Here is a 26,685-nt window from a genome sequence, read left to right on the forward strand (position 1 = left end):
AGGGCAGATACACTTATGAATGATAAAGAATTAAATAAATGCGGTTGTGGAGATAACGAAAATAATTGTGACTGTGGTCATGAGCATGGACATCACCATGAACATGAGCACAATCATGAACACTGCGATTGTGGTCATGACCATGATGAAGAAAGCTTTTTAGTAGAGCTAGAAGATGAGAATGGAGAGATAATTTCTTGTGAAGTTGTAGATGCTTTCGACTATAACAATGAGGAATATGTTTTAGTTCAAAATCCAAATGATGGTTCAGTTTATCTATTTAAATCAGTGGGAGAAGATGGAGAGCTAGTAGTTCCAGAAGACGCTGAATTTGATGAAGTAACAGCTTATTATGAAAATGAACTAAATAACGAAGAAGAATAGAAAAAAGCAGTGCTGAAGGCACTGCTTTTTAATTGTAAATTGTCTAAGTGTATATAAAAGTCACAAAATTTGTTATACTAATTATCAGAAGGAGTGACTATTATGGAGAAATTAGCGATTTTTGATGTGGACTATACTCTTACTAAAAAAGAAACATTAAGGGAACTTTTTAAATTTACAATTAAGAAGAAGCCTTCTAAAATAGTATATTTACCTAGGGCTTTATTTTCAGGACTTATGTACTTAGTTGGAGTATATGATGAAAAGAAGGTTAAGGAAAGTTTTTTGAAATTTATTGATGGTATTCATGAAAAGGAAATGGAGCTATTAGTGAAGGAATTCTATGAAAAAAGGCTAAGCAAGATTATTTATAATGATGCTATAGTGATGATGAGAAAATTAAAATCCGAAGGATATAAGATTTATCTTATTTCTGCTAGTCCGGAATTCTATCTTAAAGAACTTAATAATTTAAGTATTGCTGATAAAATTATTGGCACCAGATTTTTTTGTGTTGATGGGTATCATAGCAGAAGGATGGAAGGAGAAAACTGTAAAGGAGAAGAAAAGGTTAGAAGACTTAAGGAAGAATTAAAAAAGGATAACATTAAAGTAGATTTTAAGAATTCTTATATGTTTTCAGATTCACTATCAGATAAGCCTCTTTTCGATTTAGTGGGAAATGCTTATCTTATTAATTACAGAAAAAAACAGGATAAAATTCAAGTATTAAAATGGAAATAAGGAGTGATAACCTTGGAAAGGTGTTTAAATAATTATTACCTATTTAATGAAAATATAGAACCAGCTGAAAAATTTAAATCCCCAGTGGGAGGAAGACAAATTTATGAGGTTATAAGAATAATAGATAGTGTACCTTTGTTTTTAGAAGACCACATGGAAAGATTAATAAAATCCTTAGAACTAGAAGATTTAAATAGTAAGTATACCGTAAATGTTATTAGTGATAGCATAGTGAAACTTATAGAAGCTAATAACAGTGTACAAGGGAATATAAAACTAATACTTAATTTTCATGAGAACAAAGAAGATTTATATATTTTTTATATACCTCATAGTTATCCTAAGGAGATTATGTATTCCCAAGGAGTAAGTACAATTCTATACCATGGAGAAAGGAATAATCCCAATGCAAAGGTAATTAACTCTTCTTTCAGAGATAATGTTAATAAGAAATTAGAAGAAACTAATACTTATGAAGCTATACTTGTAGATAAACAAGGAAGAATTACCGAGGGTAGCCGTTCTAACATCTTTTTTGTAAAGGGTAAAAAACTAGTAACTTCTCCTATAGAAGCTGTGCTTCCAGGGATTACAAGACAACATATAATAGCATTGTGTTTGAAACATAATATTGAAGCAGAAGAAATTTATGTTAAAGAAGAAGATATACAAAGTTATGACGCAGCTTTTATTTCTGGTACTTCGCCAAAGGTTCTTCCTATAAAAAAAGTAAATTCAATTATTTTTAATTCAAGTTTAAATATAATAGTAAAAGAAATTATGAAACATTACGATAATAGTATAGAGGAATATATTAATAATTATAAATTAAATAAAAACATTTCTAATTAAGTATTTTAATATATGATTGAGTGGTGAGAGGTAGTGGAAAAGTATTCGGGAAATACTTTGGAAAAATGTTTGATGGAAGCATCAAAAGAACTTAATATACCATTGGATAGCCTTGAGTATGAAGTTATAAAAGAAAGCAAAGGTCTATTTAAGAAAAATGTAACCATTAGGGTAAAAAATAAAACCAGCAGCTTAAAGAATGAAATAAATGAAACTAAAAATATAAAAAAAGAAGATGCACAAATTAAGGTGCTACAAGGAAAGATCGTAATTACAGATGGCAAAGAATACGGAAAGTCTGCTAAGATAATTCCTGGTGAAAATGTAGTAATTAAATTAAATGGTGAAGAAATATTTGAAGCTACAGAGGTTTTTTCTAACACAGAGGTTGAAATTAACTTAATGGAACAAGAATCTAAACGATATATAAATATAGAGGTATCAAAAGATAAAATGGAAGCATATTTGACTGTTAAATATGTGCCTCATATTGTATATGCTTTAGAGGATCAAGAACCTGCAAATACTTTAACATTAAAGACAAAGATATTAAAAGAAGAATTTCCACCAAAATTCACGCAAAATGAAATTGTAGCTTACTTAAAAGATGCTAAAGTAATCCAAGGAATAAATTATGAACATATTAATAAACTCACTAAAATGGATGAAGTAAATAACATTATTATAGCGCGGGGTGAAATAGCTATTGATGACCTGCCAGATGTTATTGATATTAGATTTAATTTAAAGAAATCCTTAAGCTTTGACTCTAATAATCAAGATAGAATAGATTATAAAGATGTATGTGCAGTAGAATCGGTGACTCCTGGTGAGGTTTTGGCAGTTTTAACTAAAGGCACTAAGGGGAAAGATGGTTTTGATGTCTATGGAAAGGCTATTAAACGCAAAGAGGCTAAGCAAGTTACATTTAAAGCTGGAAAAGGGACAGAATTTAAAGATGGCAGCACTATAATAGCATCCATGGCAGGAAAACCCACCTTAAAAAGTGGAGTTTTTGAGGTAAACGAAGTATACGAAGTTAAATCTGATGTAGACATAAATACTGGAAGTGTAAAATTTAATGGTAATGTTAAGATATTTGGAGCCGTTAAGGAAGGTATGAAGGTAGAAGCCACAGGGGATATTGAAGTGTTGGGAGGATTGGAATCAGCTCTTCTTTACTCTTATGGAAATATATCTGTAATAGGTAATATTCTTCGTTCCACTATTACAGCAGGGGGTACTGATACAGATAAATTAACATTAGTTAAATTATATGAAGATTTATTATGGTCATTAAATGAATTAATATTAGCAACGGAAGAAGTTAAAAAATTTAATTTGTTAGGAAATAATATAACAGATGGACAAATAATTAAGCTTTTAATAGAAACTAAATTCAAAAGTATTATTAAAACTTGTGAAACTATTTTATTAACCTATAAAGAAAAAAATTCTTCTAATGACACTATTGAAAAATATATTCGCTATAAACTTCTAGGTTTTACTCCTCTTACTATAAAACATTATAGCGAAGTGGTTAATTTAAATGGGATATTAAAAAATGAAATTAAAGAATTAAAATCAAAGACATCAATACCAGTGGATACGGCTTTAAATTATTGTCAAGAAAGTGAAATAAACTGTTCTGGTGATATAATATTTCAAGGTAAAGGATTATATCAATCAAAACTTAAAGCTGGAGGAAGTATATACTTTAAAGCACCCTCAGTGGTACGAGGGGGGACACTGGAAGCTGAAAAAGAAATAAACTGCAAAACAGTGGGAAGTTTAGGAGGGGTAGCTACTAAGTTATGGGTACCTAAGCATGGTCACATATATGCAGAAGTAGCTTATCAAAATACATACTTTAGCGTTGGAGAAAAAGAAGTTATACTGGATGTACCATCTAAAAAAGTTCATGTATATCTTGATCAGGATGAATTTATTATAATGGACAGATTCAATATTTGAGGGAGGAAGAGTATGGCTAGCAGTGAAATTAAAGTATTAATATTTACATTAAACGGTGAGTTTTATGCTACAGACATTATGGAAGTAGAGAGGATTTTAGGGTTTGAAGAGCCAACTGTGCTTCCAGAAGCGCCAGAATTTGTACAAGGCGTTATTAATTACGAAGGTAGTATACTTCCAATAATAAGCCTATCAAAGAAATTTAGTATGATGGACAGTAAAAGAGAAGATGCTAAAATAATTGTTGTAAAACAAGAAGAAGATAAGATTGGAATAGTTGTAGATCAGGTCACTGAAGTTGGAAATATAAATTTAGAAGAAGTAGAAAATCCGCCTCACATATCTACGAGTCTTTCAAAAAGATATATTAAAGGACTTATTAAACTAAAGGAAAAAATAATTATATTTTTAAATTTAGCAGAGATTTTAAGTAGTGAAGAAAAGGAACAATTAAAGTAGGGAGTAAGATATAATATATGGAAGTTAAAGTAGGCATTGCAGATTTAAACACAGTTTTTACTCCAGGCAAAATTATGACTATTGGCTTAGGATCCTGTATTGGTATAGCGCTATATGATAAGAGAACCTGTTTAGCTGGACTTGCTCATATAATGCTACCCGATAGTGAGCAGTTTTCTAACATAACCAATCCTTTAAAATTTGCTGACCTTGCCATTCCCATTCTTATTGAAAAAATGGTGGAGCAGGGAGCTATAAAAAGAAATCTCACAGCAAAAATATCCGGTGGAGCTTCTATGTTTAACTTTAGTGATAAGAGTATGAATATGGATATAGGTGCAAGAAATGGTATAGCAGTAATAAAAACTTTGGACAAGCTAAAAATTCCTATTATAGCTAAGGATATTGGAGGGAATAAAGGGAGAACCATGATAGTAGATGCCTCTAATGGAGTTGTTCAAATAAGAACTGTGGGAATAGGTACAAAAGAAATATAGAAAGGTTGATATTTTGGATAATATTAAGGTACTAGTGGTTGACGATTCGATTTTAATGAGAAGAATGATATCAGATATGATAAATGAAGCTAAAGGAATGGAAGTAATTGATACTGCTAAAAATGGATTAGAACTTATTGAAAAAATTAATATGCTTAACCCTGATGTGGTTACCTTAGATGTGGAAATGCCCAAAATGGATGGCTTAGAAGTATTGAAAGTTTTTAAGGAAAGAAATATTAACACACCTGTGATAATGTTAAGCAGTCTTTCAAAAAAAGGTGCAGAAATAACCATGAAGTGTCTTGAACTTGGAGCTTTGGACTTCCTTTCAAAGCCTTCGGGAAGTATTTCATTAGATATAAATAGACTTCAAGATGAGCTAATACATAAAATAAGATGTGCAGGTGAAAAAAAGAAAATTAACAAAAGTAAATCTTTTGAAGTTATGCATAAACCTAAAGTAGAAAAAAGTAAATTTAGTAATATTGAAAGAAGTTATGGTGAATATAAAGCAATAGTTATAGGGGCTTCTACTGGAGGACCTAAAGCAATACATTCTTTGATAACTTCGCTACCAAAAGAGTTAGGTATTCCTATATTTATAGTTCAGCATATGCCAGCAGGATTTACTAAAGCTTTTGCAGATAGGTTAAACAATAGCAGTAACTTAGAAGTAGTAGAGGCATCTCATATGAGTGAAATAATCAATAATAAAGTATATATAGCACCAGGTGGTTATCATATGGAAATAAATAATGAAAAAAAGATTACTCTTAATGAGGAGCCAACCTTATGGGGGGTAAGACCTGCAGTAGACAAACTTTTCATATCCGCGTCAAAAGTATATGGTAAAGGACTTATAAGTGTAATTCTTACAGGCATGGGACGAGATGGTGCACAAGGAACAGAAATAATTAAAGATGCAGGCGGTTATACTATTTCGGAAGATCAATCTACCTGTACCATATATGGAATGCCAAAGGCAGCTTATGATACAGGCAGAGTAGATGAAGTCTTGCCTCTTCATGATATACCAGCTAAATTGCTAGCATTATTAAAGAGGTAGGGATAAAATATGGATATTTATGAATTTGAAAAATGGGTTTTTAAAAATTTTAAAATAAATTTATCTGCTTATAAATCAAATCAACTGCATAGAAGAATAAATAGTTTAATGTCCAGAGTAGGAGTTGATTCCTTTGAGGAATATACTAAACTTCTACTTAAAGATGAAGAGCAGAGACAAAAGTTTATGGATTTTATAACTATTAATGTAACAGAATTTTTTAGAAATCCAGATTTGTTTGATGAACTTACTAAAAAGATTGAAAAAGAGATTTTACCAAATAATAAAGCACTAAAGGTTTGGAGTGCTGCCTGCTCTAATGGCTCAGAACCATACTCCTTAGCTATGATATTAGACAGTTTAGAACCTTCGGGAAAGTGCAAAATAACAGCAACGGACCTAGATAATACCATTTTAAATAAAGCAAAAACAGGAGAATATCAAGAAGCGGAAATTAAAAATATCAAACCAGAATATATTAAGAAGTATTTTACAAAGCAAAATGATAAATATATAATAAGCTCTAAAATTAAATCTATGGTTAATTTCAAAAAACATGATCTTATATTAGATGATTATGATAAAGGTTTTGACATTATAGTATGCAGAAATGTGGTTATATATTTTAACAATGATATAAAAAATAATATATATAAAAAGTTCCATGATTCTTTAAAGCCTGGTGGACTTCTTTTTGTGGGAGCTACTGAAAGTATATATAATTATAAAGAAATGGGTTTTGAAAAATCATCTACATTTATTTACAGAAAAGCTTAAGGAGGTTAACACAATGGATGTTTCTCAGTACATGTCTATGTTTCTAGAAGAGTCTTTGGATAATTTACAAAACCTTAATGAATCTTTACTACAATTAGAACAAAATCCTGAAGATATTGACAAACTCAATGAAATTTTCAGAGCAGCACACACTATAAAGGGAATGGCTGCTACCATGGGATTTTCAAAAATGGCAGAACTTACACATAAAATGGAAGATGTGCTATCAAGGTTTAGAGAAGGAGAGATCAAGGTAACTGAAAAAGTAGTTACTGTACTTTTTGATTGTCTTGACACCTTAGAAAGGATACTAAGCAGCATAGAAGAAAATAATAGTGAAGATGTTAATATAGCTGAAATTATAAGTGTGTTAGAAAACATTGCAGGTAGTGAAGGCATTTTAGAAGATGAGGAAATTAAAGAAGAGGAAAGGGTTTTGGAAAGTGCTAAGATTGCTTTGAATGAATATGATGTGAATATTATAAAGCAAGCAAAGGATAAAAATTATAATACATATGAAGTTAATGTAGTATTAGATGAAAATACTCTGTTAAAGTCTGCTAGAGCATTTTTAGTATTTAAATCCTTAGAAGAACATGGTGAGATAATAAAATCTCTTCCTGGAGCGGAAGATATTGAAAATGAAAATTTTGAGCAAGAATTCAATTTGGTTTACATAACTAATATATCTCAAGAAGAAATATTGGACATGCTTACCAATATTTCAGAAGTTAATAAAGTTTCTGTAATTTCCATCGAATTAAATAATGATAAGCAAAATGATAATGAAAGAGAAAAAGCACCTAAAATACAAGAATTAAATATTAAAGAAATAGAAGAAAAAAGTAATAATGTAAAAAGAAATAATAGTGTCACCAAAGAAAATAAAAAGCTTCATCAATCTGTGAGGGTAGATCTTGAAAGACTAGATATGCTAATGAATATGGTATCTGAGTTAGTAATACATAGAACAAGATTAGAACAACTTGGATTAAGCTATAAATCCCAAGATATGAATGAGACATTAGAACAGGTAGGGAGAGCAACTTCAGATCTTCAGGATTTAGTTATGAAGATTAGAATGCTTCCTTTAGAAGTGGTATTTAATAGATTTCCAAGGATGATAAGAGATCTTTCTGTAGAACTTGATAAAGAAATGGATTTTGTAATAGAGGGAAAGGATACAGAACTAGATCGTACAGTAATTGATGAGATAGGAGAGCCACTTATACACCTATTAAGAAATGCTGCAGATCATGGTATAGAGTCAAAAGAAAAAAGAATTGCAGCTGGTAAGGATCCAGTGGGCAAAATTAAGCTTATTGCTTATCAGGAAGGTACTAAGGCTGTTATTAGAGTGGAAGATGACGGTGCAGGCATAGATGTTAATAAGGTAAGACAAAAAGCTGAAAAAATAGGAATAAGCACTGAGGGGATGACTAATTCAGATATAAGAAACCTTATCTTCATGGAAGGCTTTAGTACCAATGAGAAGGTTACTGATGTTTCAGGTAGGGGAGTAGGCATGGATGTTGTAAAAACAAAAATTGCTTCCTTGGGTGGAACTGTTGATGTAATAAGTGAGATGGGAAAAGGTTCAGCCTTCATCATTAAGCTTCCTTTAACACTTCAAATAATACAAGCTTTATTGGTTAAAGTAGGAAAGGAAACTTTTGCAATATCCCTAGGTTATATTGATAGAGTTATAGATTTTAAAAAGGAAAATGTTAAAAAATCAAATGGCAAAGAGGTTATTTTATATAGAGATAATATAATCCCGCTTATTAGGGTGAATGAAAAATTAGGCATTGATACTAACGCAGACTCAAAACAATTTGTTATTATAGTAAATGTAGGTGAAAAGACTGTAGGATTATTAGTAGACTCACTACAAGGACAACAGGAAATAGTAATAAAACCTCTTGGAAAAACCCTCCAATCAGTTAAAGAATATATTGGAGCTACCATATTAGGGGATGGACTTGTAACATTAATTTTAGATGCGGCGGCATTAACTCAATAAAACTAAGGAGGATTACATGGACTATAGAGATTTAACATCCTTACAATTGGACGCACTAAGAGAAGTTGGCAATATAGGTGCGGGTAATGCTGCCACAGCTCTTTCACAACTACTAAATAAGAAAATAGATATGACTGTGCCTCATGTGAACATTATAGACTTTCAGCAGATGATAGATGGTTCTGCTGAAGCTGAGGTTGTAGGAATAATGGTTAGAGTATTGGGAGACACACCAGGAAATATTTTATTTGTATTTGAAAAAAGTGTGGCATCTAATATAATAGAATTATTGACTGGGATTAAAGAAGAACAATTTAGTGATATGGGAACATCTGTATTAAGTGAAGTGGCTAACATTGTTTCTTCATCTTACATGAATGCCATATCTAGATTAACTAATCTCACTTTAGTTCCTTCAGTGCCTGCCATGGCATATGATATGCTTGTGGCTATACTTTCTACAATGTTTATTGAGTCATCCCAGTTTGATGATAGTATTTTAGATATTGAGACAAATTTTGTAGGAACTGAGACCAAAAACATTGGGGCACATTTTTACTATGTACCAAGGCCAGGTTCCTTAGAAAAAATATTGAATTCTTTAGGTGTAATTTAAATTTGGAGGTAATAATAATGGCTAAAGTTTTAATTGTTGATGATGCAGCTTTTATGAGAATGATGATAAAAGATATTTTAGAAAAAAATGGATTTGAGGTTGTGGGTGAAGCCAGCAATGGAATTAAAGCGGTGGAACTTTATAAAAAAGAAAGGCCAGATGTAGTAACTATGGATATAACCATGCCAGATATGGATGGTATTGAGGCAGTAAAACAAATAAAAGCCTTTGATCCATCTTCTAGAATTATAATGTGCAGTGCCATGGGACAACAAAGTATGGTAATGGATGCTATAAGAGCAGGCGCCAAAGATTTTATAGTAAAACCTTTCCAAGCAGATAGGGTACTAGAAGCGATAAGAAAAGCGATAAGCTAGGAGGCTTTAAAATGCAAGCAGTTATATTTAAGATAAATGATGAGCAGTTTGCTGTAGAAACTTCAAAAGTTCAAGGTATAAACGATATAATTAATATGACGAAGGTACCAAAGGCTAATTCTTATATTAAAGGATTAATAAATTTAAGGGGAAATATAATATCTGTATTAGATATAAATATGCTTCTTAACATGGAGTCCTGTGAAAAACAGCAGAATAATATAATAATATTAAATATAAGGGATGAGCAAGTTGGAATAACTGTAGATCAAGTGGATGAAGTGTTAGACATAGATGAAAGCATTATTGAACAAATTAGAGAAGAAAACGCTAATTCTTATATAAAAGGAATAATTAATTTTAAAGACAAGATAGCAACTCTTATTGATTTAGATAAGTTGATTGTAAATTAGTAAACGAAATGAGGGGAAAATATGGCAGAGGTCTTATCTCAGAGCGAAATTGATGCATTGCTATCAGCACTTTCTTCAGGAGAAATAGTAGAAGATGATGTTCTAAAGGAAGAAGAAAAGCAAAAAGTGAAGCTCTACGATTTTAGAAGCCCTCAGAAGTTTTCGAAGGATCATATTAGAACATTAGAGCTAATTCACGATAATTTTGCAAGAATTATTGCAAATTTTCTTACTGCTCAAGTAAGAAGTAATGTTAAGGTAAATATTGTATCAGTGCAACAGATTACCTATGAAGAATTCATACACTCTATACCAAATCCTACTATTATGACAATATTTAGGATGAATCCTCTTAATGGTTCTATTTTATTTGAAACTAATCCTCAATTTGTAAATCAGATTCTTGATGTACTATTAGGTGGTAATGGTTCTAGAAAGTTTAAATTAAGGGAATTTACTGATATTGATAAAAATATAATTAAAAAGATAAATACAGGTCTTCTTAATAACTTAAAACTTGCATGGGAAGATATAATGGAGGTATCTATTGAAGTAGACGGAATAGAAACAAACCCCGCCTTAAATCAGACCTTGGCTCCTAATGAACCTGTAGCACTTATAACTTTTTCTGTAGAAATGGGGAAGAGCAGCTCATTTATAAATCTTTGTATTCCTTATTTAAGCATAGAAAAGTTCTTGGATAAATTAGTGGTTCAATACTGGTTCCAAAGCAGTGATGATGAATCTGTGAAGATTTCTAGAGAGCTTATTAAAACTAGACTTAATGTGGTGGATGTATCTTTAAGTGCTGTTTTAGGTTCTGCTAAGATCACGGTGGATGAATTCTTAAAATTATCTGTGCATGATGTTATTACATTAGATAATACATGTACTAGTCCTGTAACAGTAAAAGTTGAAAATGAAAATTGTTATTTAGCAAAACCAGGATTACTTGGAAAGAACTTTGGAATAACAATCTTAGATTTTATAGATAAGGATGTGGAAACTGATGAGTAATGGATTTCTGTCACAGGAGGAGATAGATTCACTGTTAAATGGAGGAATCACCGCTAATAATGAGACTGTTTCTGAAGAAAATATTGAAGATTTAATCACTGACATGGATAAAGATTTGCTTGGAGAAATTGGTAATATATCTATGGGATCAGCATCAACAGCTTTATCTCAGATAATAAATCAACCAGTAAATATAACCACACCAGTGGTGAGCATAACTACTTTAAAAAATTTAAAAAAGGAATTTATTATTCCTAATATGGTACTGGAAGTTGAATATACCTCTGGCATAATAGGAAGAAATGTCCTTGTAATGAAGGTTACTGATTCATCCGTAATAGCTAACCTTATGATGGGTGGAGATGGAAAAGTTAATAGTACTGAACTTACAGAAATTGAAATTAGTGCTGTTCAGGAAGCTATGAATCAAATGATAGGTTCAGCAGCCACTTCTATGGCTACCATGTTTGCTAGAGAAGTTAATATTTCTCCACCGCATTCAAAGATATGGAATGATGATTCTGAGCCATTATCTGATGAGATCACTGAAGATGAACCCATTGTTAAAGTGTGCTTTAGGATGAAGATAGGAACCTTGGTTGATAGCGAGATTATGCAGCTCCTTCCCGTAGCTACAGCAAAGAAAGTCGTATCAATAATGTTGGGTACAGAAGAAAGAGAAGAAAATGTTTCATCCGCAAAACACAGTGTAAAAATCACCAGCAATGAAGAGCAGAAGAATATTAATGAAAGTTTTAATGATAATATAAAACAGAAAGAGATTGAGAGGCCTATGGAAAAAGTAGAAGTACATACTGCTGCTTTTGAACCTTTAGACGTAACACCAATACAATCCACTAGTAAAAATATAGATCTTATACTAGATGTACCACTAGAAATTTCAGTAGTACTTGGAAGAACTAAAAAAAGTATTAAGGAAATACTAAATCTTGGCACAGGTTCTTTAATAGAACTGGATAAACTTGCAGAAGAACCAGTGGAAATACTGGTTAACGGCAAAAAAGTTGCCTATGGAGAAGTAGTAGTGGTAGATGAAAACTTCGGAGTAAGAATTACAAACATTGTAAGTAATGTTGATAGGGTTAAAAGCTTAAAAGAATAAAGGGAGGATTACTTCCTTTATTCTTTTTTATTTAAGAAATATCTAAACTCATTGGAAATATTACCGATAATAAAATAAGATACAAATAGTTTGGAGGTTAAATATGAATATAAAAGGTATAGGTCCTAATAATGTAGTTAACTTTTATGTGAAGCACCAAACAAAAGTTGAAAGCAAAAATACTGAATATAAAAAGGATTCTATTGAAATATCAAAATTAGGAAGAAGCTTAAGTAATTTGGATATAGAAACACCATCATTAGATAATAAGGAAAAGGTTGAAAGATTAAAAAAAGAGATAGCCAATGGAACTTATAACGTGGACGCAAAACTCACAGCTCAGAAGCTTTTAGACATTATGAAAGGAAGAGAAGCTTAATGAGAGAAGAACTTAAGGTTATAATGAAGAATGAATATGAAGCTTTAAGTAATTTGCTATATTTAATGGATAAACAATATGCATTGATAATGAAGAAAGATATATTTGGTTTAGATAAGATAATAGAAGAAATTCAATGGTGCAATAAAAAGGTTGCAGAAACAGAAGTTGCAAGAAGAAAATTATCACAAGGAAAGGCCATGAAAGATATAATTAATGTCTCTTCTGATGAAGAATTAGATAATTTATATAGGAATATAGTAAAGATATTAGAAGAGATAACACTGCAGAAGGATACTAATGAGCTTTTGATAAAGCAGAGCCTTAGTTATACTAACAGAATGCTTTCTTATATAAATCCTAATAGGAATACTGTTACTTACGATTCCTATGGCAAATTCAAGAGATAAGGAGTGTAATAATGTCAGGTTTATTTTCCACCTTTAATGTGGCTAAAAGAGGTATAAATGTTCAACAAAAAGCTATTGATGTAACATCCCATAATATATCCAATGCCAATACCGTAGGTTATTCAAGGCAAAGAGCCAGAATAGAAACCACCAGGCCTTTTGGAATGCCAACTTTAAATACCGCAGCAGAGCCAGGACAACTGGGAACAGGAGCTCAGATTGCAGCTATAGAAAGAATAAGAGATAATTTTCTCGATTATCAAATTAGAACTGAAAATAGTACATTAAGTAAGTATGATGCTAGAGATAAATTTTTAACTGAAGTAGAAAGCATTATAAATGAGCCTACAGATACAGGTATATCTTCTTTAATTGGAAAGTTCTTTGATTCTTGGCAACAGCTTTCAAAGCAGCCTCAAGGATCTAATGCTAGAACTGTAGTTGCTCAGCAATCTGCAGCCTTAGCAGATGCATTAAATCATGCCGCTAACCAATTAAACAAGTTACAGCAAAACTCTCAAGATTTAATAAAGAATAATGTAACGGATATTAATAGTCTTTTAAATCAGCTAGATAACTTAAATAGAGAGATAATTGGTGTACGTTGTGCAGGTAATATGCCTAATGACCTTATGGATAGAAGAGATTTGCTTTTAGATGAATTAAGCAGCAAATTTAACATTAGTATAGACAGAAAGTCTTATGAAGGCATTAATATAAAGCCTGCAGATGATAATGGAATGAAGGTTCCGAACTTAATATCTGCAGACAAGAATGAAGAGGTTTCTAGGTTTTCTTTTGTGAGCTCAGTAGAAAAAGATCCTGAAGATTCTTCTGGATCTACCTACAAGATAACTTACTATAAACTGGGTAATATGAACTCTGAAAGTAATAAGCAAACTATAACCGTAAAAGGCATGGATGATATTACTGCAAGACAGTTAAAGGAAACTAGGGTTCTTTGGAGCAATACTGAAGGAGTGGCAGTAAGAGCAGATGGATCAAAAATAGAAGATGGCTCAGTAATTAACTTTATGGAATTAAAGAGTTTTGTGCCTTATTCCGGTGAACTTAAAGGAAATATGTCCATACACCAAGATATTAATGATTATAAAGAACAGCTTAATAAGCTTGCAAAAGCCATAGCTTTCTCAGTAAATGCTGTGCATAGTGGATTAAGTGATGCGAGTTCTAACACAAATAAAGATTATCTGCCTTTCTTTGTTAACAAAGGTACTGCTCTTTATAGCAAAAACAATGAAATGACGAATCTAGATGCTGTTTTAGATGCTGAAAGTGAAATAACTGCTGAAAATATTAGCATCAATAAAGAAATTCTATACGATGTAATGAAAATAAAAACTAGAACTCATGATAATGAATACTCTTATCCTAACCAAAATGATAAAGACGGTGAAACTGATGGAGCAAGAGCTCTTGCCATAGCTAGAATTAGAGATAGCCTTATTAGAATTCAAGATTTTGGTGAATCAATAAAATCCCGTAAAGATCTTTTTGATGTAACTAGAGGTGGTAGTTCTTTAAAGAATAATGGGATGGAAATTGAAAGCAATATAAATGGAATGAAAATCGATAGCTTTTTTAAAGACACAGTAGATAAACTAGGTGTTCAGGCTCAAGAAGCTAAGAGGATAGTTAGAAATCAATTAGACCTTTTAGATAGCATGGTAGAGATGAAAAATAGTATATCTGGGGTATCTTTAGATGAAGAAATGGCCGATCTTATACAGTTTCAACATGCCTATCAAGCTAATGCTAAGGTAATAGCTACAGTAGATGAGCTTTTAGACGTAATTATTAATGGGTTAAAGAGATAATAGAAAAGAGGTGGTATAATGAGAGTTACAAATAAAATGTTATCAAACAATTTTTTAAGAGATATGAGAAACAACCTTGGAAATATGAAAACACTTCAAGGACAACTTACTTCAGGTAAGGAGATAAGAAGACCTTCGGATAATCCATTTAAAGTGGCACGTGCTATGATGCTGCATACGGATATAAACACAAATAAACAATATAACGAAAATATTAAAGACACCTTAAATTGGCTTGATACAACGGATACAGCAATGAATCAGGCGGGAAATGTACTGCAAAGGGTAAGAGAACTTATAATATCCTCTGGTAACGCCGCTTATGGCTCTAATGAAAGAAAAGCTATAAAGGATGAAATAAATGAAAAAGTAGGAGAATTTGCTCAAATTCTTAACACAAACTTTGATGGGAAATATATTTTTTCAGGATCTAGAGGAACGTCAAAACCCTTAGGAACTGATAAAGTAAAGGGTAATACTGAATTGTTTCTTAGTGATAGAGATGGAAATAGATTAACTTCAGATTTAGAACAGCAAATGTTAGGTCAAAAGCTTTCAGTTGAGATATCTCAAGGGGTAACTATGGAATATAATGTTACTGCTTCAGAAGTTTTAACTTTTACTGATGATAAGGGTAATGCACACGACCTTACAAAGATTTTTAAAAATGTTATAGAACATTTAGATAGCGATGATCCAAGCGTTACGGAAAAACTTACGGGACAAGATTTAGGAGACATAAGTGCTACCATAAATAATATTTTGAAGATAAGGGCAGAAGTAGGTGCAAAGCAGAATAGAATGGAATCCGCTAAGGAAAAAAATGAAGAAGAGAGTTTTAATATGACGGATATACTTTCTAAAACTGAGGATATAGATATAACAGAAAAAGTTATGGAATATAGTACTGCACAAACAGTTTATTTAGCTTCTCTTCAAACTAGTGCTAAGGTTATACAGCCTTCTCTTATTGACTACATAAGATAAAATAAAGCTTACAAAAGATGAAGATATAAGATTACCTAAGTTTAGGAGGATAATTATGCAGCTTAAAACTAAACTACATGGAATGTTGGAGTTTCAGGAAAAGGAAATAATAACTTTTCCTAAAGGGTTACCGGGGTTTCAAGGACTAAACAAGTTTATTCTATTTAAAGTGGAAGAGAATCCTATTTTTAGCATACTTCATTCAGTTGAGGATGAAAACATAGGACTCATAGTGATATCACCTTTTGAAGTTAAAAAAGATTATGAATTCAAATTAGATGATGAGGTTATAAAGCAGTTAAAAATAGAAAACTCTGAGGATGTTTTGGTAGTAAACACAGTGAACTTAAATTCAGATATTAGTAAGATTACTGTTAATCTAAAAGCACCTATTGTAATAAATATTAATAGTGGTGTTGGGGAACAGCTAATACTGGATAATGATGTTTATAAAATAAAGCATCCTTTAATAGAGGAGTGATAAAATGCTGGTTATAACAAGAAAAAAAGGTGAATCCATTTTAATAGGAGATAATATTGAAATTACAGTGACTAAAGTAGAAGATGGCAGTGTTAAGCTTTCCATTGATGCTCCAAGAGAAATTACCATACTTAGAAAAGAACTTTACAAGGAAGTAGAGGAAGAAAATAAAATGGCTGCAGAATTTAACCTGGAGGTTATTAAAAGCTTAAAAAAATAATCGGAGAGGTTGAAGAAACATGAATATAAACGCCATAGGCCAAGGAAGGCCGCAAATGAATTCAAGTATTTCACAAAGTGGTGAGGAGGACTTTATACAAATAAAGCAAACTTCACAGGAAAAACCTATTATTCAAGAAAAAAAGGATGAACTTACTAAAGACAATATAGATAAAGCTCTAGAAAAGTTAAATACTTTTCTTAGAGATGAAGATACTCATGCAGTGTATGAGGTGCACGACAAGCTTAAAGATGTAATGATTAAAATAGTAAATAATAAAACTAATGAAGTAGTTTTAGAAATACCACCAAAAAAAATACTGGACTTAGTAGCAAAAATGTGTGAGATGGTAGGAATACTGGTAGATGAAACAGCTTAAAGAAAAAATATAGTGTAAGGAGGAATTCCTATGGAATTTCGTCTTAATAAGATTGAGCCAGAAGCCAGACAAAAGGTCAATGAAATGACCAGAGAAGGCATAATCCACTCCAAATCAGGACTAAACATAAGCTCCTATTCCAGAAGATTTGATGGTGAAAGAAGAAAAAAATTAAAAAAACCCCCTGAAAAGTTTGAATTTTCTAATTTCCTTAAAAAAGAAAAGATTTATGTGGAAGCGGTTAGAGAAAAAACCATAGAAATAGAGGCGGAATTAGAGGAAAAGGATTCAGACCTTAACTATAAAGGAGTGTTTTTAGATATAAGGAAATAGGAGGATTACTATGTACGGTACTGCAAATGCTTATAATGCTTACAAAAATAATAGTGTAAATTATGCTTCTAAGGAGCAGCTTTTACTTATGCTTTTAGATGGAGCGGTTAAATATGCTAAGATAGGTAGACAAGCTATTCTGGATAAAGATATTCAGAAAGCTCATGAGTATCTTACAAGAACTCAGGATATATTTGTAGAACTTATGGTATCTCTAGATACTAATGCAGGAGAATGGGCTGTGCAGATTTTTAGTGTTTATGAGTTTATTAAAGATAGGGTGGGCTATGCTAATTTAAAAAAGGAAGTTGCTGTGATGGATGAAATTATCCCAATGATTGAAGAGGTTAGGGATACCTGGAATGAAGCTTATAAAATATCTAAAGGTAATAAATAAATTATGCACGATAATATAAAAGTTCTTCACAATAATATAAAAGATCTTCACAACAATAATAATTTGAAAGAACTTTTAGAAATTTATAAAAACCTCACAGAGAAGATAATAACCAGCATAGAACATGAAGAATTAGAAGTCATGGAAGAATTGTTTTTACAAAGAGAAGAAATAATAAATCAAATAGACACCTTAACTTATACAAAACAGCAGTTTATTAATATTGCAGAAGAGTTTAACTTGAAGACTTTAGAAGAAAAATTAAATTCTATGTATATGAAGAAAAAAGATGATACTTATAATGAAATGCAAAGTAATAAAGAGAAGATGAATGCAAATAAAATTTATACAAGAAATGCGTCTAGAAAAATTAGTTTTTTAGACCAAAAAATTTAGCGGGGTGATAGTATGAATATCAATGGAGTAGGCTCTGGCTCTTCAGGTACTGATTACAGCAGAATAACAGGTCTTGCCACTGGTATGGACATAGATGGAATGGTTAAAGGCATGCTGGCTAGAGATAGAGCAAGAATGGATAAAGTAGGACAAGATAGGCAGTATTTGCAGTGGCAGCAAGAAGCATATGTGGACATAATTAAAGACCTAAAAGATTTCAATAACTACTTTGATATTTTAAAAGCAGATAATATGATAGGTTCCTCTAACTATACAGGCACTAAAGTGGTAAGCAGCAAAGAAAATGTTCTCAATGCCACCACATTACCTGGAGCAGTAAAGGGATTATACGAAGTTAAGGTAGCAAACTTAGCAGAAAGTGCTAAGGCTCAAGGAAGCTTTAGTCCATTAAACAGCGGTAAAATTACTAATACCAATGGTGCTGACTGGCAGAACAAAACTATTACTTTTAGTGTAGATGGCAAGGAAATTAAAATAACCTTAGATAACATGGTTAATCCAGATGGATCTGCTGCAGCTACTACCTTAGACGGAATAGTACAAAAAATACAAGAAAAAATAAATACCACTGAGTTAAAGGATAAACTTACTTTGTCTGCAGAAAATGGAACAATACATTTTCAAGGTGCAGGAAGCCAGGATATAGTTTTAAAAGATACTACCTTAAAAAATTTAGCTGCTTTAAAGGATAAGAGCATTACCAGTTTCAACAGAAATTCAAAATTATCAGATTTAGGAATAACTGCAGGAAATTTTAGAGTTACTGTTAAGGGTACTGAATTTACAGTAAATATAGATAATACAAAAAGTATTGATGATATCGTTACTGATATTAAAAATACACAGCTTCCTTCTGGAGAATCTTTAGGAAACTTTATAAATGTAAGCTTTAGTGATCTTACAAAGAAGTTAACCATTGAAAGTAAGTATACAGGAAGCAAAGAGGCGCTGACAATAACTTCTGGTACTAGTAATTTTGCAGATAAGACAGGGTTAACAGGAGAATTTACTGGTATCAATGCTAAAGTTTCAATAAAAGCTCCAGGAGAAAATGCTTTTGTTGAAGTTGAAAAAGAATCAAATAATTTCAATATAGATGGTATGAGTTACAATTTAATTAAACCTACAGGAGATGAAAGTATAGAGTTAACTGTCACCTCTGATGCAACAGCCTCAGTAGATAAATTTAAAAAGTTTATTGAAAAGTATAATGCTTTAGTAGAAAAGATAAATACCAAAGTAAGTGAGAAAAAAGAATATAAATTTAAGCCTCTTACAGAAGAACAAAGGAAATCCATGAAAGAGGATGAAATTAAAAGTTGGGAAGAAAAAGCTAAGCAAGGCATGTTAAAGAGAGATGGGGATTTGAGTCAAATATTAAGCGACTTAAGATCTGCTGTATATAATGCTGTAGAGGGTTCAGGAATTACCATGACTGAGTTAGGCATTACCACTACTTCAAAGTATATGGATGGTGGAAAGCTCGAAATAGATGAGACTAAGCTTAAAGCTGCTTTAGAGAACAAAGGTGATCTAGTGCAAAAATTATTTACTCAAACCGGAGACAAATATGAATCTCAAGGGGTATTTACCAGGTTTAAGAAAATTATAAATGATAATATTGGATTTGACGGAACTTTGATTAAAAAAGCAGGATCTAAAGATACTAGATGGGTGTCAGAAAATGATTTATCTAAAAGGATAACTGAAAAGAATACAGTGCTTAAAGATTTAGAAAGAAAGTTTTTTGTTAAGCAGGAAGCTCTTTATAGGAGGTTTGCTACTCTAGAAAAAAATATGAATTCATTAAATTCACAAAGTAATTGGTTATACTCACAAATGGGTGCTTCATAAATTCAAAAAATATTTAAAAAAATTATAAAATAAAGCTAAAGTTATATAATATCATATCGAAGAATTAATTAGAGTATTTAAGGTGGCCACTTAGATATCATACATCAATAACTTGTTAGTAAGCCAAAAGGCTTAACTATAAATAAACAAACCTAGCACAAGGAAGTGCAGGTGAAAAATCAAGGAGGAATTTATAATGATTATTAATCACAACATGAACGCTATGAACGCTCATAGAAATATGGGTATGAACAACGTTAATTCAGGAAAAGCTATGGAAAAACTAAGCTCAGGTTTAAGAATAAACAGAGCTGGAGATGATGCAGCTGGACTAGCTATATCAGAAAAAATGAGAGGACAAATTAGAGGTCTTGACCAAGCTTCAAGAAACTCTCAAGATGCAATCTCAATGATTCAAACTGCTGAAGGTGGATTAAACGAAACTCACAGCATTCTTCAAAGAATGAGAGAGCTTGCTGTTCAATCTGCTAACGATACAAACGTAAATGCTGATAGAGGCGCAATCCAAGATGAAATGAACCAATTAGTTAGTGAAATAGATAGAATAGCTAACAACACTGAGTTCAACACTCAAAAACTACTAGATGGTTCCTTCTCAGGTAAATTCCAAATCGGTGCTAACAATACACAAGATATGGATTTAGCTATAAATAAAATGGATTCAGCTAGTTTAGGATTAGTAGCTGGAAATACTATGGAAACAGGAACTATAGCAGCAAACTCCTTAAAAGATGGTGTTTATAAATTAGTAGGAACTGATTTAGTAGACGTTAAAGGAAACAAGGTAGCTACATATACTGTTGCAGATGGTAAAATTCAAACAGCTGAAACAACACCTGTATTAGCTGCTACTTTAACTAAAGCTAAATTAGGTGAAGGCGCTACAATAACTATTAAAGACGGTAAATTCTCTGTTAATAACACAATAACTGGAGCTGCTAAAACAGATTTAGCACCAGGAACATACACAATAAGTGGAACAAATGTAATAAAAGATGGAAAGCTTGTTGGAACATTTAATGATGCTGGTAACAGTATAAAAGTTAATGGTAAAGACGTAACAGAAGCTGAATTAGGCTTCATAGCAGATGCATTAGTGGATGGAGGAACATTTACTATTAATGGAGCAGATGTATCAGCTAGAGACAAAGCACAAGGAACTATTGATACAGTAAATAATGCTATAGAATCTGTTTCTAAAGAAAGATCAAAGCTTGGTGCTGTTCAAAACAGATTAGAGCACACAATAGCTAACTTAAATACTTCAAGCGAAAACTTACAAGCATCAGAATCAAGAATTAGAGACGTAGATATGGCTAAAGAAATGATGAACTTCAGCAAGAACAATATACTTGCTCAAGCTGCTCAAGCTATGCTTGCTCAAGCTAACCAACAGCCACAAGGAGTTCTTCAATTATTAAGATAGTAAAATAATAAGTTGAAAAAGCGGAGGGGGAAGGCTTCTCCGCTTTTTTTATGATCTGTAATGGAAATTTATGGGTTGAAATTATCCTTATGAATAGACAAGGAGGTCTATTTATTCCCAACAAGGAGGTAGAAGCCTATGATAATTAATCACAATATGAATGCAATGAATGCACATAGAAACATGACGATGAACACAGTAAAAAGTGGAAAAACCATGGAAAAGTTAAGTTCTGGACTTAGAATAAATAAATCTGGAGATGATGCGGCGGGGCTTGCTATTTCCGAAAAGATGAGAGGGCAGATTAGGGGGTTAGATCAGGCCTCTAGAAATGCTCAAGATGCTATATCCTTAATTCAAACTGCGGAAGGAGCCTTGGGAGAAACACACGCTATTATTCAAAGAATGAGAGAACTATCTGTACAAGCGGTTAATGATACCTATACAACTAAGGATAGGGAAGAAATACAAAAAGAAATAGATCAGCTTGTATCAGAGGTAGACAGAATAGGTAACACTACTGAGTTTAACAATATAAAACTCTTAAATTCAGGTGGAGAAAATAATGAGATAGCTAAGAATATCTTAAAAGGGCTTAAAGAAGGCTGGCTTGAAATGTCAGAAAAAAGGATAGAAACTCAATATGGGTTAGTAGGAAAAGGAACTACAAGCCTTAAGGTTGTTCTAAATTCAGGAACTCCCTATGGTGAGCTTGCTCATGTGGGAGGTACTTCATCAGTTTTGGAGCTTCATATAGATATGTCAGATTTTGCACCTAGTACAGGTGTTGATGGAACTAATAATCTTGGAAAGCTTTATAATGACAGAATTATAGCTCATGAAATGACTCATGCCATTATGGATGATGCACTTGGTGCTAGCAAAATGAATGCTATGCCAACATGGTTTGTAGAAGGTAGTGCAGAATTTATAGCAGGAGCAGATGAAAGAGTTAAAAATTTAATTAGTAATGGAACGGGTGCTGATGCAGGAAAAGTTACTGATCTTATAAATAGAGCTTCTGCTTTATTAAATGGAGTTGCTTGGTCTGGAGATGATAAAGATTATGCAGCAGGTTATATTATAGTGAAATATATGAGTTCAAAGCTAAATGCGGCTAATAACATGGCTGGATTAATGAGCGAAATAAAAAATTATGCAGGGGCAGATGTAGCTAAAGCTCTGAATGCTGCTTTAGGTATACATGGAACTACTAATAATATAAATTCTATAGCAGATTTAAAAACAAAATTTGATGCAGATGCTAATGGATTCATAGGAGGGCTTAATTTTGATTGGCTGGCCATTGATGAAGCGGATGTAGGAGCTATAGGAGGATCAGATGTTGGTGGAGCTCCTATGAAAGCAGAAGATGTTTTAAATGAAGCAGATGCTGCAGACAAAACTGATGGACAACCTATGCAAAAATTTAATGTAATATGGCCAGCAGAAGATAGCTTTTCCCCCTCACAATTAATCATGAGTATAGGTGCTAATTTTGGATAAACTCTAACACTTAGCTTAAAAGATATGAGATCATCAGCACTGGGTATTAGTTCTATAAATGTTTCAGATAGTAACAAGGCTTCTGAAGCAATAAAATTATGTGATAATGGAATAGAAAAAGTTTCAAGTTTCAGATCTGTACTGGGAGCTTACCAAAATAGATTAGAACATACAATAGCTAATTTAAATAATACATCGGAAAACTTAACTGCAGCAGAAAGTAGAATTAAAGATGTGGATATGGCTAAAGAAATGATGAACTTCAGCAAACAAAATATTCTTAGTCAAGCTGCTCAAGCTATGCTTACCCAAGCTAACCAACAGCATCAAGGAGTTCTTCAGTTATTAAGATAAGCAGCGAACCGATTTTAATGCTTTTTAAAATGATTTTCAGAAAGGTAAGTGATTCCATGAGCCAAAAGAAAAGAATAGTATTAATACCTTCTTACATGAAGTCTTTTAGATGTGTAGGTTCTAAATGTGAAGATAGTTGTTGTATTGGATTTAAAGTTGATTTGGATAGGGAAACTTACTTAAAGTATAACAAGATTCAAAATAAAGAAATAAAATCTATAGTAACTAAAAGTGTAACAAGAAAACATAATGATAAAAGTGAAATTTCCTATGGGAATATTCACATGGATGAAGATAAAAGATGTCCATTTTTGAATGAAAAAAATCTTTGTAAAGTATACATAAACTTGGGGGAGGAATATCTTTCAAATACCTGTACAGTATATCCTAGATACCTAAATAAGGTGGATGGAAAGTTTGAAAGAAGTGCCACGATGTCCTGTCCTGAAGCTGCAAGATTAGCAATTCTGAATAAGGATGGAATAATGTTTGAGCAGGTTGAAGAAGAGGAAGATTTAAGAATAGTCATAAATAGTAGATTTGACACAGAAGGACATTTGTTTTTAAATAAGCCTCAAAGATATTTTTGGGAAATTAGGATTTTTAGTCTTTCAATTTTGCAAAACCGGAATTATACATTGTCCGAACGATTAGTGATACTGGGTGTATTCTATGAGAATATAGAAAATTTATATAAGAATGATTTAACAAACGAAATTCCAAATATGATAGAAAAAATGAGCTATATGGTAGAAGAAAAGTCATTAAGAGAAGAATTGAATAATTTGCCTACTAACATGGAATTACAAATGCTATTAATAAAAGAAATTATAGATCATAGAGAGATTGGAGTGGTAGGCAGTGCCAGATATGTACAATGCTTAAAAGAAACTTTATTAGGTATAGGATACATAGAAGGAGAACATCAAGAGAAAATATTAGAAAAATATAATATAAACAGGGAAAAATATCTTTTACCATATTTAGAGGAAAAAGAATATTTATTAGAAAATTATTTAGTAAATGAGTATTTTAGAGAACTTATGCCTTTTGGAAACTTTAAAACTATTTGGGATTCGTATATCTATCTATGTGTGCTTTATAGTATGGTTAAGTTTCATATGATAGGTATGTCAGGAGCCCATGAAGGCTTAACAGATGAATTAATATTAAAGTTAATTCAATCTTTATCAAAAGTATTTACTCATAGCACTAAATATAGTGGAGAGATTATAAGATTGTTAAAAGATAATAATTATGACAACTTAGCATATATGTCTATCTTAGTTAAAAACTAAATGCTTAATTTAAATATAAAAGCATGGAAATGAATAAAAGAGCATCAGGGGCTAATGAAATAGCAGTTGATGCTCTTTATGCGTAAGTATTAATTTATATTTTTATAGCATAGAGTTTAAAATTACAGGTTAATACAAAATCAATATATTTAGAAAATAGCATTAAAACTGTTATTATCACTTAAGTAATCCGAAATTTCATAGATAATTTTTTCCATGGATTCAGTTTTTAGGTTTAGGGTATTTAGGGCAAAGCTTGAGAAATTATAGGATAAACCGTCGTTGCCTAGACCTACACCCAGGAACATGGTTATTGCATCGGCTATATGCACTATTGATACCAGGGTAGGATCTATTTGTGATAGTTCTGGTGTGTGGTGATAATGAATGCTTTCCACTAAAGCTAGGGGGAAATTCCATTTCTTGGCCACCTCAGCACCGATTTCTCCATGATTAAAGCCTAAAATTTCTTCTTCAGCTTGTAGAAAAGTCTTTTTCTCAATTTGCACTTTATTTACTATGGCATCATACTCTTCCCCTACATAGTAATTTAATATAGTTTTACCTATATCCCTTAACAGCCCTGCTATGTAAGCTTGTTCAGCTTTCCCGTACTTTACCTTTTTAGCAATAAATCTTGATATAATAGCACAGCTTTGAGACTGATTCCATAAATCATATTTTTCCAGTCCATAACCTTTAGGTAGCTCTTTAATAAGGTATTGACTCACGGCAGAAGCTAGAGTCAAACTTTTAATGGTTTGATAGCCCAAAAGCACCGCTGCTTCAGAAACTGTTGAAATCCTCCTCGCATAACCATAATAAGTGGAATTGGCTAACTTTAATATCTTTGATGTTAAACTCTGATCTTTTAAAATTTCCTTTTCTAAATCTTTTATAGTAGAATCTGGATCTTCTGTAAGAGCCATTATTCTATTAATTCTATCAGGGAGTACAGGGATATCTTCTACTTTATTAATTAAATTATCTAAGCTCATACTTCTCACATTCACACACCCATTTCATAGTTATATTAATAGATATATATAGTATATCGTTATATTTAGAAAGAAACTTAATTTAATCATAACTTAAATTTAAATATTTATTTATTAAAACTTACCATAAAGATAATCTTAACCCTACCGATAATTTAAGTAATACATTTAATTGGAGTGAAATGCATGAGATTAAATCATAACATGATGTCCTTAGGTATATATAATAATTATACAAAAAAGTTAAGTCTTCAAAGTGATGCCTTAAATAAAATTAGCACTGGGCAGAAACTTGTTTCTGCTAAAGATAACCCTAATGCTATAGGGCAAAGTGAGCTTTTAAGGATACAAATTAGAGGCTTGGATATGGCTCAGAGAAACCTACAGGACTCTGCTGCAATGTTACAAACTGCAGATGGAGGACTTGATAGTATTACTGGTGCTATTCATAGGATTAAAGAACTTTCCGTACAAGCAGGGGGAGCTATATCTTCAGAAGATAGACAGGTTATACAAAATGAAATTCAGGCTATGAAAGACCATATAGATTTTACAGCAAAAAATACTGAGTTTAATGGCGTTAAACTTTTGCATGATGCGAATGTTACAGATAATTCTAACCCTCAATACAAGTATACTGTATCCGGGGCAAACGTAGGAGAAAAAGTGGAAATTCCTATGTATAATTTGACTACTGAAATACTTAAAGACTCTGAAGGAAAGTTATCATTGAAGGATATAGATGTAACTAAGCCTGGTGGAGTAGATGAGGCCCTTAAAGTTACTGAAGGAGCTTTAAATTCTGTGCTTAGCATGAGAAGTAAATATGGAGCTATTCAAAATAAATTAGAAAGCCTGCATGATGCCTTAGGGGAAACCTCAGCATCCATTTCTAAAGCCGAAAGTGGTTTAAGGGATGCGGACATAGCTGAAGAGATGATGAAATATGCTAGTAATGGAATACTTATAGAATCTGCAAATGCTATGATGGCACAATCTAACAATTTTCCACAAGATATATTAAGAGTATTGGAAAGAATGAGATAAAGGAATCTGTAGAGC

General features: G+C 32.0%; 31 protein-coding genes. 30 read left to right on the forward strand and 1 reads right to left on the reverse strand.

Going from position 1 to position 26,685, the window contains the following annotated elements; translation table 11 throughout:
• Positions 1–15: 15 nt before the first annotated feature.
• The 29 genes from BUA82_RS02455 to fliB all read left to right on the forward strand — a co-directional run bounded on the left by BUA82_RS02455 (position 16) and on the right by fliB (position 24,625).
• Positions 16–384: a DUF1292 domain-containing protein gene (locus BUA82_RS02455; protein ID WP_073004314.1), complete on the forward strand. Its 369-nt coding sequence runs from the start codon at positions 16–18 to the stop codon at positions 382–384.
• 102 nt (positions 385–486) lie between these two features.
• Positions 487–1,128, forward strand: coding sequence for an HAD-IB family hydrolase (locus tag BUA82_RS02460; RefSeq protein WP_073004317.1), 642 nt, complete (start codon positions 487–489; stop codon positions 1,126–1,128).
• Positions 1,129–1,140: 12 nt separating this feature from the next.
• The gene (locus BUA82_RS02465) at positions 1,141–1,980 is read left to right on the forward strand and encodes an aminotransferase class IV (protein WP_073004319.1); all 840 of its coding nucleotides are present in this window, start codon (positions 1,141–1,143) and stop codon (positions 1,978–1,980) included.
• Between the two features lie 33 nt (positions 1,981–2,013).
• Positions 2,014–3,954 carry a flagellar assembly protein A gene (locus tag BUA82_RS02470; RefSeq protein ID WP_083599745.1) on the forward strand — a complete coding sequence of 647 codons (1,941 nt, stop codon included), beginning with the start codon at positions 2,014–2,016 and terminating at the stop codon, positions 3,952–3,954.
• Positions 3,955–3,966: 12 nt separating this feature from the next.
• The gene (locus BUA82_RS02475) at positions 3,967–4,413 is read left to right on the forward strand and encodes a chemotaxis protein CheW (RefSeq protein WP_073004321.1); all 447 of its coding nucleotides are present in this window, start codon (positions 3,967–3,969) and stop codon (positions 4,411–4,413) included.
• A 17-nt stretch (positions 4,414–4,430) separates the two neighbouring features.
• Positions 4,431–4,910, forward strand: coding sequence for a chemotaxis protein CheD (locus tag BUA82_RS02480; RefSeq protein ID WP_073004324.1), 480 nt, complete (start codon positions 4,431–4,433; stop codon positions 4,908–4,910).
• 13 nt (positions 4,911–4,923) lie between these two features.
• Positions 4,924–5,979, forward strand: coding sequence for a protein-glutamate methylesterase/protein-glutamine glutaminase (locus BUA82_RS02485; RefSeq protein ID WP_073004326.1), 1,056 nt, complete (start codon positions 4,924–4,926; stop codon positions 5,977–5,979).
• Between the two features lie 9 nt (positions 5,980–5,988).
• Positions 5,989–6,756, forward strand: a complete 768-nt coding sequence (locus tag BUA82_RS02490) for a CheR family methyltransferase (RefSeq protein ID WP_073004328.1) — start codon at positions 5,989–5,991, stop codon at positions 6,754–6,756.
• Positions 6,757–6,769: 13 nt separating this feature from the next.
• Positions 6,770–8,779, forward strand: coding sequence for a chemotaxis protein CheA (locus BUA82_RS02495; RefSeq protein ID WP_073004331.1), 2,010 nt, complete (start codon positions 6,770–6,772; stop codon positions 8,777–8,779).
• A 16-nt stretch (positions 8,780–8,795) separates the two neighbouring features.
• Positions 8,796–9,395 (forward strand): chemotaxis protein CheC, encoded by a 600-nt coding sequence (locus BUA82_RS02500; protein WP_073004333.1) that lies wholly within the window; start codon positions 8,796–8,798, stop codon positions 9,393–9,395.
• Positions 9,396–9,412: 17 nt separating this feature from the next.
• The gene (locus tag BUA82_RS02505; RefSeq protein WP_073004336.1) at positions 9,413–9,772 is read left to right on the forward strand and encodes a response regulator; all 360 of its coding nucleotides are present in this window, start codon (positions 9,413–9,415) and stop codon (positions 9,770–9,772) included.
• 11 nt (positions 9,773–9,783) lie between these two features.
• Complete coding sequence (locus BUA82_RS02510) at positions 9,784–10,185, forward strand: chemotaxis protein CheW (RefSeq protein ID WP_073004338.1); 402 nt, start codon at positions 9,784–9,786, stop codon at positions 10,183–10,185.
• Positions 10,186–10,206: 21 nt separating this feature from the next.
• Positions 10,207–11,202 carry a flagellar motor switch protein FliM gene (fliM, locus tag BUA82_RS02515; RefSeq protein ID WP_073004341.1) on the forward strand — a complete coding sequence of 332 codons (996 nt, stop codon included), beginning with the start codon at positions 10,207–10,209 and terminating at the stop codon, positions 11,200–11,202.
• A complete protein-coding gene (fliY, locus tag BUA82_RS02520; protein ID WP_073004344.1) occupies positions 11,195–12,325 on the forward strand; it encodes a flagellar motor switch phosphatase FliY in 1,131 nt (376 codons plus the stop codon). The genes fliM and fliY overlap by 8 nt, the downstream gene beginning before the upstream one ends.
• Before the next feature lie 103 nt (positions 12,326–12,428).
• Positions 12,429–12,704 carry a flagellar biosynthesis anti-sigma factor FlgM gene (gene flgM / locus BUA82_RS02525; protein WP_073004346.1) on the forward strand — a complete coding sequence of 92 codons (276 nt, stop codon included), beginning with the start codon at positions 12,429–12,431 and terminating at the stop codon, positions 12,702–12,704.
• A complete protein-coding gene (locus BUA82_RS02530) occupies positions 12,704–13,114 on the forward strand; it encodes a flagellar protein FlgN (RefSeq protein ID WP_073004349.1) in 411 nt (136 codons plus the stop codon). The genes flgM and BUA82_RS02530 overlap by 1 nt, the downstream gene beginning before the upstream one ends.
• An 11-nt stretch (positions 13,115–13,125) precedes the next feature.
• Positions 13,126–14,952 (forward strand): flagellar hook-associated protein FlgK, encoded by a 1,827-nt coding sequence (flgK, locus tag BUA82_RS02535; protein WP_073004350.1) that lies wholly within the window; start codon positions 13,126–13,128, stop codon positions 14,950–14,952.
• A gap of 18 nt (positions 14,953–14,970) precedes the next feature.
• A complete protein-coding gene (flgL, locus tag BUA82_RS02540; RefSeq protein WP_073004351.1) occupies positions 14,971–15,939 on the forward strand; it encodes a flagellar hook-associated protein FlgL in 969 nt (322 codons plus the stop codon).
• A 55-nt stretch (positions 15,940–15,994) separates the two neighbouring features.
• On the forward strand, positions 15,995–16,420 hold the full coding sequence (fliW, locus tag BUA82_RS02545) for a flagellar assembly protein FliW (protein ID WP_073004352.1): 426 nt from the start codon (positions 15,995–15,997) through the stop codon (positions 16,418–16,420).
• A gap of 4 nt (positions 16,421–16,424) precedes the next feature.
• On the forward strand, positions 16,425–16,640 hold the full coding sequence (csrA, locus tag BUA82_RS02550; RefSeq protein ID WP_073004353.1) for a carbon storage regulator CsrA: 216 nt from the start codon (positions 16,425–16,427) through the stop codon (positions 16,638–16,640).
• A gap of 55 nt (positions 16,641–16,695) precedes the next feature.
• Positions 16,696–17,019 (forward strand): flagellar protein FlaG, encoded by a 324-nt coding sequence (locus tag BUA82_RS02555; RefSeq protein ID WP_207650271.1) that lies wholly within the window; start codon positions 16,696–16,698, stop codon positions 17,017–17,019.
• Between the two features lie 30 nt (positions 17,020–17,049).
• Positions 17,050–17,352 carry a hypothetical protein gene (locus BUA82_RS02560; protein WP_073004355.1) on the forward strand — a complete coding sequence of 101 codons (303 nt, stop codon included), beginning with the start codon at positions 17,050–17,052 and terminating at the stop codon, positions 17,350–17,352.
• A 10-nt stretch (positions 17,353–17,362) separates the two neighbouring features.
• The gene (gene fliS / locus BUA82_RS02565) at positions 17,363–17,749 is read left to right on the forward strand and encodes a flagellar export chaperone FliS (RefSeq protein WP_073004357.1); all 387 of its coding nucleotides are present in this window, start codon (positions 17,363–17,365) and stop codon (positions 17,747–17,749) included.
• A gap of 3 nt (positions 17,750–17,752) precedes the next feature.
• A complete protein-coding gene (locus BUA82_RS02570; protein WP_073004359.1) occupies positions 17,753–18,145 on the forward strand; it encodes a hypothetical protein in 393 nt (130 codons plus the stop codon).
• Positions 18,146–18,157: 12 nt separating this feature from the next.
• Positions 18,158–20,020, forward strand: a complete 1,863-nt coding sequence (fliD, locus tag BUA82_RS20265; RefSeq protein ID WP_083599746.1) for a flagellar filament capping protein FliD — start codon at positions 18,158–18,160, stop codon at positions 20,018–20,020.
• Positions 20,021–20,216: 196 nt separating this feature from the next.
• Complete coding sequence (locus BUA82_RS02585) at positions 20,217–21,467, forward strand: flagellin N-terminal helical domain-containing protein (protein WP_073004361.1); 1,251 nt, start codon at positions 20,217–20,219, stop codon at positions 21,465–21,467.
• Between the two features lie 138 nt (positions 21,468–21,605).
• Entirely contained in the window at positions 21,606–22,973 is a 1,368-nt protein-coding gene (locus BUA82_RS20580; RefSeq protein WP_178140676.1) for a flagellinolysin, read from the forward strand.
• A gap of 24 nt (positions 22,974–22,997) precedes the next feature.
• Positions 22,998–23,327, forward strand: coding sequence for a flagellin (locus BUA82_RS20585; RefSeq protein WP_073004363.1), 330 nt, complete (start codon positions 22,998–23,000; stop codon positions 23,325–23,327).
• 56 nt (positions 23,328–23,383) lie between these two features.
• A complete protein-coding gene (fliB, locus tag BUA82_RS02600) occupies positions 23,384–24,625 on the forward strand; it encodes a flagellin lysine-N-methylase (RefSeq protein ID WP_073004365.1) in 1,242 nt (413 codons plus the stop codon).
• Between the two features lie 149 nt (positions 24,626–24,774).
• Here fliB and BUA82_RS02605 read toward each other — a convergent pair whose 3' ends face one another.
• Positions 24,775–25,623, reverse strand: coding sequence for an HDOD domain-containing protein (locus BUA82_RS02605; protein WP_073005125.1), 849 nt, complete (start codon positions 25,621–25,623; stop codon positions 24,775–24,777).
• A gap of 186 nt (positions 25,624–25,809) precedes the next feature.
• On the opposite strand from BUA82_RS02605, the gene BUA82_RS02610 reads away from it, so the two are divergent.
• Entirely contained in the window at positions 25,810–26,670 is an 861-nt protein-coding gene (locus tag BUA82_RS02610) for a flagellin N-terminal helical domain-containing protein (protein WP_073004367.1), read from the forward strand.
• The last annotated feature ends 15 nt before the right edge of the window (positions 26,671–26,685 follow it).

It is taken from the genome of Clostridium amylolyticum, from assembly GCF_900142075.1.
Taxonomy (GTDB): domain Bacteria; phylum Bacillota; class Clostridia; order Clostridiales; family Clostridiaceae; genus Clostridium_AA; species Clostridium_AA amylolyticum.